The following is a 15,265-nucleotide window of genomic DNA, read 5'->3' on the forward strand; positions in this document are numbered from 1 at the left end:
GCTACCCCTTACTGCGCCTGCACGCGCAACTCTGCTGCGCTACGACTACGGTGACCCAGCAGTGCTTTTACATCACTGGACTTCGGTTTAACCAGCGCAAATTTAGTGGCGAAGGTTGACCAGTTCGCCAGAATCTCTTCACCACGCTGAGAACCGGTATGCTGCACATGCTCGGTGATAAGGCCACGCAGATGCTCTTCATGGATCGCCAAATCGTCAACACTTAATACTTCCACCAGTTCCGGGTTAACGCGTTTACGGAAATCACCGCTTTCATCGAGAACGTAAGCGAAGCCGCCGGTCATGCCTGCGCCGAAGTTAACGCCGGTTTTACCCAGAATACAGACGATACCGCCCGTCATATATTCACAGCCGTTGTCGCCAATACCTTCTACCACGGTGATAGCACCGGAGTTACGCACGCCGAAACGTTCACCCGCGCGCCCTGCGGCATACAGACGACCGCCAGTGGCGCCGTACAGGCAGGTGTTGCCGATAATGCTTGCTTCATGGCTGCGGAAGGCTGAGCCAACCGGAGGACGAATGGCGATTAAGCCGCCCGCCATGCCTTTACCGACATAGTCGTTGGCATCACCAGTCAGGTACAGTTCCACGCCGCCCGCGTTCCACACACCGAAGCTCTGGCCTGCGGTGCCGTTGAAGTACGCTTTGATAGGATCGGCTGCCAGCCCCTGGTCGCCGTGCGTCTGGGCGATATAGCCTGAAAGCAATGCGCCGACAGAACGGTCGGTGTTGCGAATATCGAACCAGAAGGTTTTGCTCTGGCGTTCATCGACAAACGGTTTTGCTTGTTGCAGCAACTGTGCGTTCAGCAGGCCGTTATCAAACGGCGGGTTGTTTTCGGTGCAGTAGAGTGCCTTACCAGGATGCGGCTCGGCAGTCTCCAGCAGCTTCGACAGCGCCAGTTTCTGCTGTTTGGCGGTGAAACCGTCCAGCTCTTTCAGCAGGTCGGTGCGACCAATTAGATCCACCAGACGCGTTACGCCCAGCTGTGCCATCAGCTCGCGGGTTTCACGGGCAATAAACTCAAAGTAATTCGTCACCTTGAACGGCAGGCCGTGATAGTGATTCTTACGCAGCTTGTCATCCTGAGTTGCTACGCCCGTGGCGCAGTTGTTCAGATGGCAAATACGCAGATATTTACAACCGAGCGCGACCATTGGGCCAGTGCCGAAGCCGAAGCTTTCCGCGCCAAGAATTGCCGCTTTGATGATATCAACGCCGGTTTTCAGGCCGCCATCAACCTGCAAACGGATCTTATGACGCAAGCCGTTGGCAACCAGCGCCTGTTGTGTTTCAACAAGCCCCAGCTCCCACGGACAGCCTGCGTATTTCACCGATGAAAGCGGACTTGCGCCGGTGCCGCCGTCATAGCCTGCGATGGTGATTAAATCGGCATAAGCTTTTGCCACGCCAGTCGCGATGGTGCCAACTCCCGGTTCGGAAACCAGCTTCACGGAGATCATCGCTTTCGGGTTAACCTGCTTGAGGTCGAAAATGAGCTGCGCTAAATCCTCGATGGAGTAGATATCGTGGTGCGGCGGCGGGGAGATCAGCGTCACGCCCGGCACCGAATAGCGCAGCTTGGCGATGTACGGAGTGACTTTATCGCCCGGCAACTGACCACCTTCACCCGGCTTCGCGCCCTGGGCGACTTTAATCTGAATGACGTCGGCATTGACCAGGTACGCCGGAGTAACACCGAAGCGACCGGACGCCACCTGCTTGATGCGCGAGACTTTGTTGGTGCCATAGCGCGCCGGGTCTTCGCCGCCTTCACCGGAGTTCGAGTTACCGCCGATGCTGTTCATTGCCTCTGCCAGCGCCTCGTGGGCTTCCGGGCTTAACGCGCCGATAGACATCGCGGCGGTATCGAAGCGTTTAAACAGTTCGCTTGCCGGTTCAACATCAGCAATGTTGACCGCGTTTTCACCCGGCGTAATTGCCAGCAGATCGCGCAGCGTGGTTGCCGGACGCTCATTAACCAGCTTCGCGTATTCCTGATAGTCGCTGTACTCGCCGCTCTGTACCGCCTGTTGCAACGTGCGCACCACGTCCGGGTTGTAGGCGTGGTATTCGCCGCCGTGGACGTATTTCAGCAGGCCGCCCTGGCTGATAGGCTTACGCGCCAGCCAGGCACGTTTTGAGAGATTCAGCAGATCCTGCTGGAAGTCTTCAAAGCTCGCCCCGCCAATGCGGCTGACCGCCCCCTGGAAGCACAGGCCCACTACATCATCGTGGAGACCGACCGCTTCAAACAGTTTCGAGCAGCGGTAAGAGGCGATGGTGGAGATGCCCATTTTGGACATAATTTTGTACAAGCCTTTGTTGATGCCATTACGGTAGTTCAGCATCACGGTACGATAATTTTTGGCAATAGCCTGAGTGTCGATCAAGCGGCCCAGCGTTTCATAGGCAAGGTACGGATAAATAGCCGTCGCGCCGAAGCCCAGCAGTACGGCGAAGTGGTGTGGATCGCGTGCGCTGGCGGTTTCGACGATGATGTTGGCATCGCAACGCAGGCTTTGATCGACCAGACGAGTCTGGATCGCGCCAACCGCCATCGGGGCCGGAACCGGCAGGCGGTCTTTAGCGATATTCCGGTCGGAGAGCACCAGCAGCACGGTGCCGCTACGTACCATTTTTTCGGCTTTGTCGCACAGCTCTTTGACCGTCGCTTCGAGCGTGGTTTTGGTGACGTCAAAGGTGATATCCAGCGTATCTGCGCGGTAGTGCTCCTCTTTCATGGTTGTGAGCTGTTTGAAATCGGAGTAGAGCAGAATCGGCGATTTAAAGCTTAACCGGTGCGCCTGGCCTTCTGCTTCACAGAAGACGTTCATTTCACGACCGATGCTGGTGGCGAGCGACATAACATGCGCTTCACGCAGTGGGTCGATTGGCGGGTTGGTTACCTGGGCAAACTGCTGGCGGAAGTAGTCGTAAATAATGCGCGGCTGGCTGGAGAGCACGGCGAATGGCGTGTCGTCGCCCATCGAACCGACGGCTTCCTGGCCGTTTTCGCCCAGCACGCGGATCACAGAGTCCAGTTCTTCCGCGCTGTAGTTAAACTGTTTCTGGTAGCTGGCAAGCGTGTCGTCGTCCAGTTCGCGGCTACCTACTTCTTCATCGGGCAGATCTTCAAACGGTACCAGACGGCGGACGTTTTTCTCCATCCACTCTTTATATGGATGGCGGCTTTTCAGATCGTCATCGGTTTCTGCCGAGTGCAGAATACGCCCACTGCGGGTGTCGATAACCATCAGTTCGCCTGGGCCCACGCGGCCTTTTTCGACCACTTCGTCAGGCTGATAATCCCAGATGCCGACTTCCGAGGCACAGGTGATCAGTTTGTCTTTGGTGATAACGTAGCGCGCCGGGCGCAGACCGTTACGGTCGAGGTTACAGGCAGCGAAACGACCGTCGGACATCACGATGCCCGCCGGACCATCCCACGGCTCCATATGCATAGAGTTAAAGTCGAAGAAGGCGCGCAGTTCCGGGTCCATATCCGGGTTGTTCTGCCAGGCGGGCGGCACTAACAGACGCATAGCGCGGATGATATCCATCCCGCCAGCCAGCAACAGTTCCAGCATGTTATCCATCGAGCTGGAGTCAGAACCGGTTTCGTTGACGAACGGTGCGGCGTCGTGCAGATCAGGGATAAGCGGCGTCTGGAATTTATAGGTACGGGCGCGCGCCCATTGGCGGTTACCGGTGATGGTGTTGATTTCACCGTTATGCGCCAGATAGCGGAACGGCTGCGCCAGCGGCCAGCGCGGTACGGTGTTAGTGGAGAAGCGCTGGTGGAACAGGCAAATGGCCGATTCCAGACGCAGGTCCGCGAGATCCAGGTAAAAGCGCGGCAGATCCGCCGGCATACACAGACCTTTATAGATATTGACCAGATTAGACAGGCTACAGACGTAAAAATCTTTATCGGCTTCGAGGCGCTTTTCAATGCGGCGGCGGGCGATAAACAGACGGCGTTCCATATCACGCGGACGCCAGCCAGCCGGAGCGTTCACGAAAATTTGCTCAATACGCGGCAGAGAGGAGAGGGCTATTTCACCCAGCACGCCTTCGTTGGTGGGGACATCACGCCAGCCCACAATTGACAAGGTTTCGCGTTGCAGTTCTTCTTCAACGGCGCGACGTGCGGCAGCGGCGAGTTCAGGATCTTTATTCAGGAAGATCATCCCGACAGCGTAGTTTTTGGCTAAACGCCAGCCGCGTTCCTGCGCAACGATGCGAAAAAAGCGATCTGGTTTTTGTAATAGCAGGCCACAACCGTCACCGGTTTTACCATCGGCGAGGATCGCGCCACGGTGCTGCATGCGGGCCAGTGCGTGTATTGCAGTACGCACTACCTTGTGGCTAGGTTCGCCTTCTATGTGGGCGATCAGGCCGAAACCACAGTTATCCCTCTCAAGGGATTTATCGTACAACATATCGTGAACCTCCCCCAGGCTCTGCGGGAACCCCACTTCCGAACCGCTACGCACGGGCACAGAAAGAGCATGGCGACGGGGTTTGCGTATCATACGCTTACCTCGCATTCGCCCCCTTTTTTGTCCTTTTCGCATCGGTTAATACGGTGAAGAGGGGATCTCAATTACTGCATAAATATGATAAGCAGGCTGCTTATCCAGAAAGCTTCCAGCGGATTTCCAACTTATCGGGAAAGCTGATACAGGTCAAATGGCAAGCTTATTGGTACAGAAATGTGCTTTAGCGCAAAATTCTTTACTAATTAATTGAAATTAAAAAATATTTGTTCTTTAAGCTTAATGTGTTGCTCATAAGGGAAACATTCAGTTCCTGACTGCCTTAGAGTCGTGATAGCCCTTATCCTGCCTTGAACAGGCAGAGAATCCAGTATTTTATGCTGCTTTAATCATCAATGACGTTTCATGCTACTGTTTTTGCCTAAAATCTATAAGGAGATAAAAAAATCCGATGCCAGATAAGCAAAAGTAATTCATGTTATTCTGCATGGAATTTCATTAATTGTGATTGATTATGCAGTTGATAAAGGCGGGGCGGGGCGATTGATCCAGGTCATCGCCAAATTGGGCTAAAAATGGCAGGCTTTGGCCTCTTTTCAAGGCGCGGTCTATCAGATTATGCAGTTACAGAAATTAGTCAATATGTTTGGTGGTGATCTTACCCGTCGTTACGGGCAAAAGGTGCATAAACTGACGCTGCACGGCGGTTTTAGCTGCCCGAATCGCGACGGCACTATCGGGCGCGGCGGCTGTACGTTCTGTAATGTTGCCTCGTTTGCCGATGAGACGCAGCAGCATCGTTCCATTGCCGAACAACTGGCGCACCAGGCGAATTTAGTTAACCGCGCGAAACGTTATCTGGCTTACTTTCAGGCCTACACCAGCACTTTTGCGGAAGTTCAGGTGCTGCGCTCTATGTATCAGCAGGCGGTAAGTCAGGCGAATATCGTTGGCTTGTGTGTGGGGACGCGCCCGGACTGCGTGCCGGATGCGGTGCTTGATCTGCTTTGTGAATATAAAGACCAGGGCTACGAAGTGTGGCTGGAACTGGGGCTGCAAACCGCGCACGACAAAACGCTGCATCGCATCAATCGCGGACATGATTTCGCCTGCTATCAGCGCACGACGCAGCGGGCTCGCCAGCGCGGGTTGAAGGTGTGCGCGCATTTAATTGTCGGCCTGCCAGGAGAAGGGCACGCGGAATGTCTGCAAACGCTGGAACGGGTAGTGGAAACCGGCGTAGACGGTATAAAGCTGCATCCGCTGCATATTGTGAAAGGCAGCATTATGGCCAAAGCCTGGGAAGCGGGGCGTTTGAACGGTATTGAACTGGAGGATTACACGCTCACTGCCGGAGAAATGATTCGCCATACGCCACCGGAAGTTATCTACCACCGCATTTCCGCCAGTGCCCGTCGCCCGACGCTGCTTGCCCCGCTGTGGTGTGAAAATCGCTGGACGGGTATGGTCGAGTTGGATCGCTATCTTACTGAACATGGCGTACAGGGATCGGCGCTGGGGCGGCCGTGGTTACCTCCAACGGCGTAGGTCTATGAGGGGATTTCTGTATTTCTCACACAATTTATAACGTAACTGTCAGAATTGGGTATTATTGTGGCAGATTGATGTGAAGGAATCCCCTAATGAAGCAAATTCGTCTGCTGGCGCAGTACTATGTTGACCTGATGATGAAGTTAGGTCTGGTGCGCTTCTCAATGCTGCTGGCATTGGCCCTCGTCGTACTTGCCATCGTGGTACAAATGGCGGTGACCATGGTGCTGCATGGTCAGGTCGAAAGTATTGATGTTATCCGCTCTATTTTCTTTGGTTTGTTGATCACGCCATGGGCGGTCTACTTTCTTTCGGTTGTCGTTGAACAACTCGAGGAGTCGCGGCAACGCCTGTCACGCCTGGTGCAAAAGCTGGAGGAGATGCGCGAGCGGGATCTAAGCCTCAACGTACAGCTGAAAGATAATATTACCCAGCTTAATCAGGAAATTGCTGTTCGTGAAAAAGCAGAAGCCGAATTGCAGGAAACCTTCGGTCAGCTGAAAATTGAAATCAAAGAGCGCGAAGAGACGCAAATTCAGCTCGAGCAACAATCCTCATTCTTACGTTCCTTCCTTGATGCTTCACCCGATCTGGTTTTTTACCGTAACGAAGATAAAGAGTTTTCTGGCTGTAACCGTGCGATGGAACTGTTGACCGGAAAAAGCGAAAAACAGTTGGTGCATTTGAAACCTGCGGATGTTTACTCGCCGGAAGCCGCAGCAAAAGTCATTGAAACCGACGAGAAAGTGTTCCGCCATAATGTGTCACTGACCTATGAACAGTGGCTGGATTATCCGGACGGACGCAAAGCCTGTTTTGAAATCCGTAAAGTGCCGTACTACGACCGTGTGGGTAAACGCCACGGCTTGATGGGGTTCGGCCGCGACATTACCGAGCGTAAGCGTTATCAGGATGCGCTCGAACGCGCCAGCCGCGATAAAACAACCTTTATCTCCACCATCAGTCATGAGTTGCGTACGCCGCTGAACGGTATCGTCGGCCTGAGCCGAATTCTGCTGGATACAGAACTCACCGCCGAGCAGGAAAAATATCTCAAAACTATCCATGTTTCCGCCATCACTCTGGGCAATATCTTCAACGATATTATTGATATGGATAAGATGGAGCGACGTAAAGTTCAGCTCGATAACCAGCCGGTTGATTTCACCAGCTTCCTGGCCGATCTGGAAAATCTCTCTGCACTGCAGGCGCAACAAAAAGGTTTACGCTTTGTTCTTGAACCAACACTGCCGTTGCCGCATCAGGTCATTACCGATGGGACTCGCTTACGCCAGATCCTGTGGAACTTAATCAGTAACGCTGTGAAATTCACCCAGAAGGGCCAGGTGACTGTTCGCGTACGTTATGACGACGGCGACATGCTGCATTTTGAAGTGGAAGACTCCGGCATCGGTATTCCACAGAATGAACTGGATAAAATTTTCGCCATGTATTACCAGGTGAAAGACAGCCACGGTGGCAAACCTGCAACCGGTACTGGTATTGGTCTGGCGGTTTCTCGTCGGCTGGCGAAAAATATGGGCGGTGATATCACTGTCACCAGCGAACAAGGTAAAGGCTCGACCTTTACTCTGACGATCCACGCGCCGTCGGTGGCGGAAGAAGTGGATGACGCGTTTGACGAAGATGATATGCCTTTACCTGCGCTGAATGTGCTGTTGGTAGAAGACATTGAGCTGAACGTCATCGTTGCCCGTTCGGTGCTGGAAAAACTGGGCAACAGCGTTGATGTGGCGATGTCTGGTAAGGCTGCTCTGGAGATGTTTAAGCCGGGCGAATACGACCTTGTATTGCTGGATATTCAGTTACCAGATATGACCGGGCTGGATATATCACGCGAACTGACGAAGCGTTATCCGCGTGAAGATTTACCACCGCTGGTGGCCTTAACCGCCAACGTGCTGAAAGATAAACAAGAGTACCTTAATGCCGGAATGGATGATGTGCTGAGTAAGCCACTTTCAGTACCGGCGCTAACCGCGATGATCAAGAAATTCTGGGATACCCAGGATGATGAGGAGAGCACGGTGACGACAGATGAGAGTGGTAAATCAGAAGCATTGCTCGATATTCCCATGCTGGAACAGTATCTCGAACTTGTAGGACCGAAGCTGATCACTGACGGGTTGGCTGTGTTTGAGAAAATGATGCCGGGATATGTCAGCGTACTAGAGTCGAACCTGACGGCACAGGACAAAAAAGGCATCGTTGAGGAAGGACATAAAATCAAAGGCGCAGCGGGTTCAGTGGGGTTACGTCATCTACAACAGCTTGGCCAGCAAATTCAGTCACCAGACCTTCCTGCGTGGGACGATAATGTTGGTGAATGGATTGAAGAGATGAAAGAAGAGTGGCGTCACGACGTAGAAGTGCTGAAAGCGTGGGTGGCAAAAGCCGCTAAAAAATGACCCCGGCTAAACCGGGGTGCGCGAATACTGCGCCAACACCAGGGAAATCTTGGCTGCGCCATAATTTTTTATGATAAGTAACAAAGGCACAGCACTGTTTTTCAGGCCGCATGCAGTTAAGATAGCAAATCTTAAATGATTTGTTACATGAATCAGTTAAATGTGTGATGCGTAGCGTTTTTATTAAAAAAATTAATGTGTTTCAGTCAATTGCGAAAGGATGATCACAATGAAAAAAATTGGTGTAGTTCTGAGCGGATGCGGCGTCTATGACGGTTCTGAAATTCATGAAGCGGTCTTGACGTTATTAGCGATATCTCGCAGCGGCGCGCAGGCAGTATGTTTTGCTCCAGATAAGCAGCAGGTTGATGTCATCAACCATTTAACCGGTGAAGCAATGGCGGAAACGCGCAATGTGTTGATTGAAGCGGCGCGTATTACGCGTGGTGAGATCCGTCCTCTGGCACAGGCTGATGCCGCCGAACTGGATGCGTTAATTGTGCCGGGCGGATTTGGCGCGGCTAAGAATTTAAGCAATTTTGCTAGTCTTGGCAGTGAATGCAGCGTAGACCTTGAGTTAAAGGCGCTGGCACAGGCAATGCATCAGGCCGGAAAACCGCTTGGCTTTATGTGCATTGCCCCGGCAATGTTGCCGAAAATCTTCAATTTCCCGCTGCGTTTGACCATCGGCACAGATATCGATACCGCTGAAGTACTGGAAGAGATGGGCGCAGAACATGTGCCGTGTCCTGTAGATGATATTGTCGTTGATGAAGACAATAAGATTGTCACCACGCCTGCGTATATGTTGGCACAGAGCATTGCGGAAGCAGCAAGCGGCATTGATAAGCTGGTTTCCCGCGTACTGGTTCTGGCGGAATGAACAAGCGCCGCGTAACGGCGTTCGGTTTCGTTCGCCGTTTCATTCTACGGTTATTGATTGTACTCGTTGTGTTTTGGGGCGGGGGGATAGCGCTGTTTAGCATAGCGCCAGTCCCGTTCTCTGCGGTGATGGCCGAGCGTCAGCTAAGTGCCTGGCTGCACGGTAACTTTCATTACGTGGCGCATTCTGATTGGGTCAGTATGGATCAAATATCGCCGTGGATGGGACTGGCGGTGATTGCCGCAGAAGATCAGAAATTCCCCGAGCACTGGGGCTTTGATGTTGCTTCCATTGAGAAAGCCCTGGCGCACAACGAGCGCAATGAAAACCGCATCCGCGGCGCATCAACAATTTCGCAGCAGACAGCCAAAAATCTCTTTTTGTGGGATGGGCGTAGCTGGGTAAGAAAAGGGCTGGAAGCTGGATTAACACTGGGGATAGAAACGGTCTGGAGCAAAAAGCGCATCCTGACGGTTTACCTGAATATCGCTGAATTTGGCGACGGTGTGTTTGGCGTTGAAGCTGCGGCACAACATTATTTTCATAAACCAGCCAGTAAACTCACTCAGTCGGAAGCGGCGTTACTGGCGGCAGTGTTACCGAGTCCACTACGCTTTAAAGCTTCCGCACCGTCAGGCTACGTGCGTAGCCGTCAGGCGTGGATATTACGGCAGATGCATCAGTTGGGCGGTGAGTCGTTTATGCGGCAACACCAGTTGTATTAAGCTTCGCGCGAGAAGAGGGCGAGCTTTTTACTTTCACGAGGTTGCGTTTCTTTTTGCAGAGCAACAGATAACGCAGGTTGAGCGATAAAACGTCGCCACAGTCGCTGTTGTTTACGCAAACAACACCACTTCGACCAGGTCGCCAGTGGAATCAACGTGCTTTCACCGATGTTGTCACAGACGACGGGGATAATTTCTGACTCACTGATGCGTTGGCAGAGGATATTCTGCGGCTTCAGCGACATCGTCACGATGTGGTTATCTTGCAAATAGCGCTTTAACTGTTTCAGTAACTGGCGCAGTTGTGCAACGTCTTCTTCGTAATGGCATTGTTTAGCAAATTCGCTCAGTGTTATAGACGGTTTGCCATCGAAATCGACAATGACATCGTAGACATAACCGGTTCCGCAATCCGTCTCAACCGTACCGTGAAAGCGCGGAATACCGCTCCAGTCTTTCAAACGACGACCAAGATGCGCATAGTACTTTAACTCACGGCGGATCTCTTTATCACCACCGTCGCCACGGTGGTAGACAATTTTAATACAGCGCTGGGCATCTTCCGGATGCGCATAACATTTTCGATGTCTTCCGGTGCCCAGGGGACTTTGTTCAGATAAGCGAATCATGCCATCTCCTGGAGGTATTTTCTGACTGTCTCTAGTATGAGGGCTTAACTTAAACAAAACCTAAACAGCTCTTCTTAAGGTTTTCTTAAGGTTTTATACTTACAGGAAAGCGCACGAAATGTACAATTTGCAAGAAATGGGGGACATTTGGGGGTTGTGTTTTTTTCGCCCGTTAGGGCGGAAGGGGCGTGTCTGGGGGAACTAAGCGTCAGAATGACGAAGATTAATCTTCGTCAAAACCTGAGTTAAAGAGGGCGATGACGGCGGCCAGCGCCTCGACTTCCTGCGGGCCGGTCGCTTCGACTTCAATCTGTCGTCCTTTGGCAGAATCCAGCATCAACAACGCAATAACGCTGTTGGCTTCAGCCTCGGTGCCTTCATCATTACGTAAAAGCACTTCGGCGTCAAAACCCTGCATTAATTCAAACAGTTTCATAGCAGGCCGGGCATGCATGCCCAGCTTGTTAGTGATTTCAACAGTTTGTTTAACGGTCATGGTTTACGTTTTTCCAGCGTGCGATGGCGTGACTGGACGTTTTTACCGCGTGAGCGGAAGTAGTCTGCCAACTGTTCTGCAATATACACCGAACGGTGTTTCCCGCCAGTACAACCAATGGCGACCGTCAGGTAGCTACGGTTGTTGGTTTCCAGCATAGGTAACCATAGCTCAAGATAGCTACGCGTCTGGTAGATAAAATTGTGTACTTCTGTGTGTCTGTCGAGGAATGCGGCGACAGGTTTATCAAGGCCCGTCATCGGACGCAGTTTCGGATCCCAGTGCGGGTTCGGCAGGAAACGTACGTCAAAGACGTAATCCGCGTCGATAGGAATACCGTGTTTGAAGCCGAAGGACTCAAAGACCATTGTCAGTTCACGCTCGCGTTTACCCAGCAGACGGGTACGCAGCATTTCTGCCAGTTCATGAACGGACATTTCAGATGTATCGACAATCAGATCAGCGCGCGAACGCAGTGGCTCCAGAAGATCGCTTTCTTTGTCGATAGCACTTTCCAGCGACAGGTTTTTGCTGGAAAGCGGATGCAGTCGGCGTGTGTCACTGTAACGACGAATTAAGGTATTACGGTCGGCATCCAGGAACAGTAGTTGCGGTGAGAAAGCGTCAGGCAGGTTACTCATCGCCTGTTCGAATATTTCTGGCGACTCTGGCATATTGCGAACATCAATGCTGACGGCGGCAGAAATCTCGCGATCGGCCAGAGTCCGAGCCAGATCGGGTAACAGCACCACGGGAAGGTTATCCACGCAGTAAAAACCCATATCTTCCAGCGCTCGCAGGGCGACAGATTTGCCTGACCCTGAACGTCCGCTGACGATCATCAGTACCATGTACTGTTTCTCCTCACAACGTCTAAAAGAGACATTACAGAATAACTACGTTTCATCCGGAGTACCTTCGGTATCCGTAATGATTTGATACAGCTCTTCATCGCTCTGGGCTGCACGTAAACGGCGGCAGATAGTTTTGTCCGCCAGACGTTTCGCGACCAGAGAAAGAGTATGCAGGTGCGTTTTGGTTTGGTCTGCAGGTACCAACAGGGCAAAAAGTAAGTCTACCGGCTGGTTGTCGATGGCATCGAAAGCAATGGGTGTTTCTAGCTGAACGAAAACACCAACAGCGCGTAGGGTATCTTCTTCCAGTTTGCCGTGCGGAATGGCAATGCCATTACCAATACCGGTACTGCCCATTTTTTCCCGCGTCAGAATAGCTTCAAAAACCACCTGTGGCGGCAGGCTAAGTTGTTTTGCCGCCAGTTCGCTGATGATTTCCAGGGCGCGTTTTTTGCTCTGACAGTGGACGCGGCTTCGCGTACATTCCCTGTTAAGAACACTGCTAAGCTGTAGAGTTGTATCATTATTTGTCATAATTTCACCTAAGAATCTGCCCACTCAAACAGTGGGGCAGATTCGGAGCATTAACCGTACAAATGGCCTGTTGTGCTATACAACAGGCCGCCATGCACTTGCTAATTGCCCGGACAATTAGTGTTGTTTCAATTTATCTTTATGCTTGGTTAGCTGACGTGCCAACTTATCAATTAAGCCATCAATGGCGGCGTACATGTCCTGACCTTCCGCGCTGGCATGAATTTCGCCACCGTTAACATGCAGTGTTGCATCTGAGGTGTGGGTGACTTTCTCCACTTTCAGAACAACATAAACCTGGTTGATTCGGTCAAAATATTGCTCAAGTTTGGCAAACTTTGAGGTGACAAATTCGCGCAGGGCCTCGGTGATCTCGACGTTATTTCCGGTAATGTTGAGCTGCATAGTGTCTTCCTTATCGGTTGGGTCAAACGAGCTGTTTACGCTGGTTTGACGGCGGAATGGATAAAGACTCTCGGTACTTCGCAACAGTGCGGCGTGCCACCATGATACCTTGTTCCGACAGCAAAGAGGTTAACTTGCTGTCGCTCAACGGTTTCGCTGGGTTTTCCGCCGCGATTAATTTCTTCACCAGCGCACGAATCGCCGTGGAGGAAGCTTCTCCGCCGCCCTCGGTATTGACGTGACTGGAAAAGAAATACTTCAGTTCAAAAATGCCTCGTGGACTATGCAGGTACTTTTGCGTGGTCACGCGAGATATCGTCGATTCATGCATCTCGACGGCCTGGGCGATATCAGCCAGCACCATCGGTTTCATATATTCTTCGCCTTGCTCAAAGAAGGCTTGCTGTTGTTCAACAATACAGCGACTGACGCGCAGTAGTGTATCGTTACGGCTTTCCAGACTTTTTATCAACCATTTGGCATCCTGCAAATTGCTGCGGATAAATTGGTTGTCACCATCGTTGCGTGTGCTGTTACACATCGAGGCATAATGCTGGTTGATTTGCAGACGTGGAATACTGTCGCTGTTGAGTTCAACCGTCCAGTGGCCGTTATGCTTACGTACCAGAACATCGGGTATGACATATTCTGGTTCACCTGTCTGGATCGACTGGCCGGGACGTGGATCGAGTGACTGGATCAGATTGACGGCTTCTTTCAGCACATCTTCTTTCAGACGCGTGACGCGCATTAATGAGCGAAAGTCGTGATTGGCCAGCAGATCGAGATGATCGCTAATGATCAGTCGGGCCTCTTCCAGCCACGGCGTGTTTTTGTCGAATTGGGAGAGTTGGATCAACAAGCAGTCGCGCAGATCTTTCGCCGCCACACCGACCGGGTCAAAACGCTGAATGCGTTTAAGAACGGCTTCAACTTCATCGATGTCGATCTCTTCATCGCCCATACTTTCGAGAATATCTTCCAGTGGGACGGTCAGATAACCGGTATCATCAACGGCATCGACGATGGAGGTGGCGATAGCGCGATCGGTGTCAGAAAACGGTGTCAGCTCGACCTGCCACATCAGGTAATCTTGCAGGGTCTGCGTTGTTTCGCCCTGATAGACCGGCAATTCGTCGTCGATGTAGTCACCGCTGGTGCCAGATGGCGTACCGGCGGTGTAAATGGTGTCCCAACTGGCATCGAGCGGCAGTTCTTCCGGCATCTCTTTTTGTTCGAGCGCGTCGGCGGTGTCCAGCGTTTCGCTGTCCGGCGTTTCACGAGTATCGATTTCATCATGAGTGTCGATTTGCTCAAGCAGTGGATTACTTTCCAGCGCCTGCTGTAGCTCCTGCTGAAGTTCCAGCGTGGACAACTGCAACAGACGAATCGCCTGTTGTAGCTGAGGCGTCATCGCCAGTTGTTGGCTAAGCCTGAGTTGCAAACCTTGCTTCATGTTCAGAATCGTACTCTCCTGCTAAAACGTCGCAAACTTCTACCCTATCAGAGTCTGAAGTCTTCCCCAAGGTATACACGCTTAACATGTTCATCTTGTAAGATTTCTGTCGGCGTGCCATGAGCGATTAAATGCCCCTGACTGACGATATAAGCGCGTTCACAAACAGCCAGCGTTTCACGCACGTTATGGTCGGTGATAAGCACGCCCAGGCCGCTGTCGCGCAGGTGTTCAATGATACGTTTGATGTCGATAACCGAGATCGGGTCAACCCCGGCAAATGGTTCATCGAGGAGGATAAATTTCGGATTCGCAGCCAGTGCGCGCGCAATTTCTACACGACGGCGTTCACCACCGGAGAGCGATTGCCCCATGCTGTCGCGTAAATGCTCAATGTGGAACTCTTCCATCAACTCGTTCGCGCGATCTTCACGCTGTTCAGCGGATAAGTCATCACGAATTTGCAGTACTGCCATCAGGTTATCGTAAACGCTGAGGCGACGGAAAATAGAGGCTTCCTGCGGCAAATAGCCGATACCGCGACGCGCACGTGCATGCAGCGGCAGAAGGCTGATATCGTCGTCATCAATAATAATGTTGCCCGCATCGCGCGGCACAATGCCAACGACCATGTAGAAAGTGGTCGTCTTACCGGCACCGTTTGGCCCCAGCAGACCGACAATCTCCCCGGAGTTGACGGTCAGGCTGACGTCTTCCACCACGCGGCGGCCTTTATAGGCTTTTGCAAGGTTCTTTGCAGTTAAAGTTGCCATAACG

At 52.0% G+C, this 15,265-nt stretch carries 12 protein-coding genes; 4 read left to right on the plus strand and 8 right to left on the minus strand.

Annotated elements, in window-relative coordinates; all coding sequences use genetic code 11:
* Positions 1 to 8 precede the first annotated feature (8 nt).
* Positions 9 to 4,469 carry a glutamate synthase large subunit gene (gene gltB / locus D9742_RS11750; RefSeq protein ID WP_130237023.1) on the minus strand — a complete coding sequence of 1,487 codons (4,461 nt, stop codon included), beginning with the start codon at positions 4,467 to 4,469 and terminating at the stop codon, positions 9 to 11.
* 675 nt (positions 4,470 to 5,144) lie between these two features.
* On the opposite strand from gltB, the gene D9742_RS11755 reads away from it, so the two are divergent.
* The 4 genes from D9742_RS11755 (at position 5,145) to mtgA (ending at position 10,114) form a co-directional block, all read left to right on the plus strand.
* Positions 5,145 to 6,074: a TIGR01212 family radical SAM protein gene (locus D9742_RS11755; protein ID WP_130237024.1), complete on the plus strand. Its 930-nt coding sequence runs from the start codon at positions 5,145 to 5,147 to the stop codon at positions 6,072 to 6,074.
* Positions 6,075 to 6,169: 95 nt separating this feature from the next.
* Entirely contained in the window at positions 6,170 to 8,506 is a 2,337-nt protein-coding gene (gene arcB / locus D9742_RS11760; RefSeq protein WP_130237025.1) for an aerobic respiration two-component sensor histidine kinase ArcB, read from the plus strand.
* A gap of 229 nt (positions 8,507 to 8,735) precedes the next feature.
* Positions 8,736 to 9,389: an isoprenoid biosynthesis glyoxalase ElbB gene (elbB, locus tag D9742_RS11765; RefSeq protein WP_130237026.1), complete on the plus strand. Its 654-nt coding sequence runs from the start codon at positions 8,736 to 8,738 to the stop codon at positions 9,387 to 9,389.
* The gene (mtgA, locus tag D9742_RS11770) at positions 9,386 to 10,114 is read left to right on the plus strand and encodes a monofunctional biosynthetic peptidoglycan transglycosylase (protein WP_130237027.1); all 729 of its coding nucleotides are present in this window, start codon (positions 9,386 to 9,388) and stop codon (positions 10,112 to 10,114) included. The genes elbB and mtgA overlap by 4 nt, the downstream gene beginning before the upstream one ends.
* On the opposite strand, the gene yrbL is transcribed toward mtgA, so the two are convergent.
* The 7 genes from yrbL to lptB form a co-directional block, all read right to left on the minus strand.
* Complete coding sequence (gene yrbL, locus D9742_RS11775; protein ID WP_130237028.1) at positions 10,111 to 10,743, minus strand: PhoP regulatory network protein YrbL; 633 nt, start codon at positions 10,741 to 10,743, stop codon at positions 10,111 to 10,113. The genes mtgA and yrbL overlap by 4 nt on opposite strands.
* A gap of 223 nt (positions 10,744 to 10,966) precedes the next feature.
* Positions 10,967 to 11,239, minus strand: coding sequence for a PTS phosphocarrier protein NPr (gene npr / locus D9742_RS11780; RefSeq protein ID WP_000216792.1), 273 nt, complete (start codon positions 11,237 to 11,239; stop codon positions 10,967 to 10,969).
* Positions 11,236 to 12,090, minus strand: a complete 855-nt coding sequence (gene rapZ, locus D9742_RS11785) for an RNase adapter RapZ (protein WP_000243741.1) — start codon at positions 12,088 to 12,090, stop codon at positions 11,236 to 11,238. The genes npr and rapZ overlap by 4 nt, the downstream gene beginning before the upstream one ends.
* A 45-nt stretch (positions 12,091 to 12,135) precedes the next feature.
* Complete coding sequence (gene ptsN, locus D9742_RS11790; RefSeq protein WP_000183677.1) at positions 12,136 to 12,627, minus strand: PTS IIA-like nitrogen regulatory protein PtsN; 492 nt, start codon at positions 12,625 to 12,627, stop codon at positions 12,136 to 12,138.
* 117 nt (positions 12,628 to 12,744) lie between these two features.
* On the minus strand, positions 12,745 to 13,032 hold the full coding sequence (gene hpf, locus D9742_RS11795) for a ribosome hibernation promoting factor (protein WP_001176602.1): 288 nt from the start codon (positions 13,030 to 13,032) through the stop codon (positions 12,745 to 12,747).
* Positions 13,033 to 13,054: 22 nt separating this feature from the next.
* Entirely contained in the window at positions 13,055 to 14,488 is a 1,434-nt protein-coding gene (gene rpoN, locus D9742_RS11800) for an RNA polymerase factor sigma-54 (protein ID WP_130237029.1), read from the minus strand.
* A 47-nt stretch (positions 14,489 to 14,535) separates the two neighbouring features.
* Complete coding sequence (gene lptB / locus D9742_RS11805) at positions 14,536 to 15,261, minus strand: LPS export ABC transporter ATP-binding protein (protein WP_000224099.1); 726 nt, start codon at positions 15,259 to 15,261, stop codon at positions 14,536 to 14,538.
* Positions 15,262 to 15,265: the final 4 nt, after the last annotated feature.

This window comes from Escherichia sp. E1V33, from assembly GCF_004211955.1.
Classification (GTDB): Bacteria; Pseudomonadota; Gammaproteobacteria; order Enterobacterales; family Enterobacteriaceae; genus Escherichia.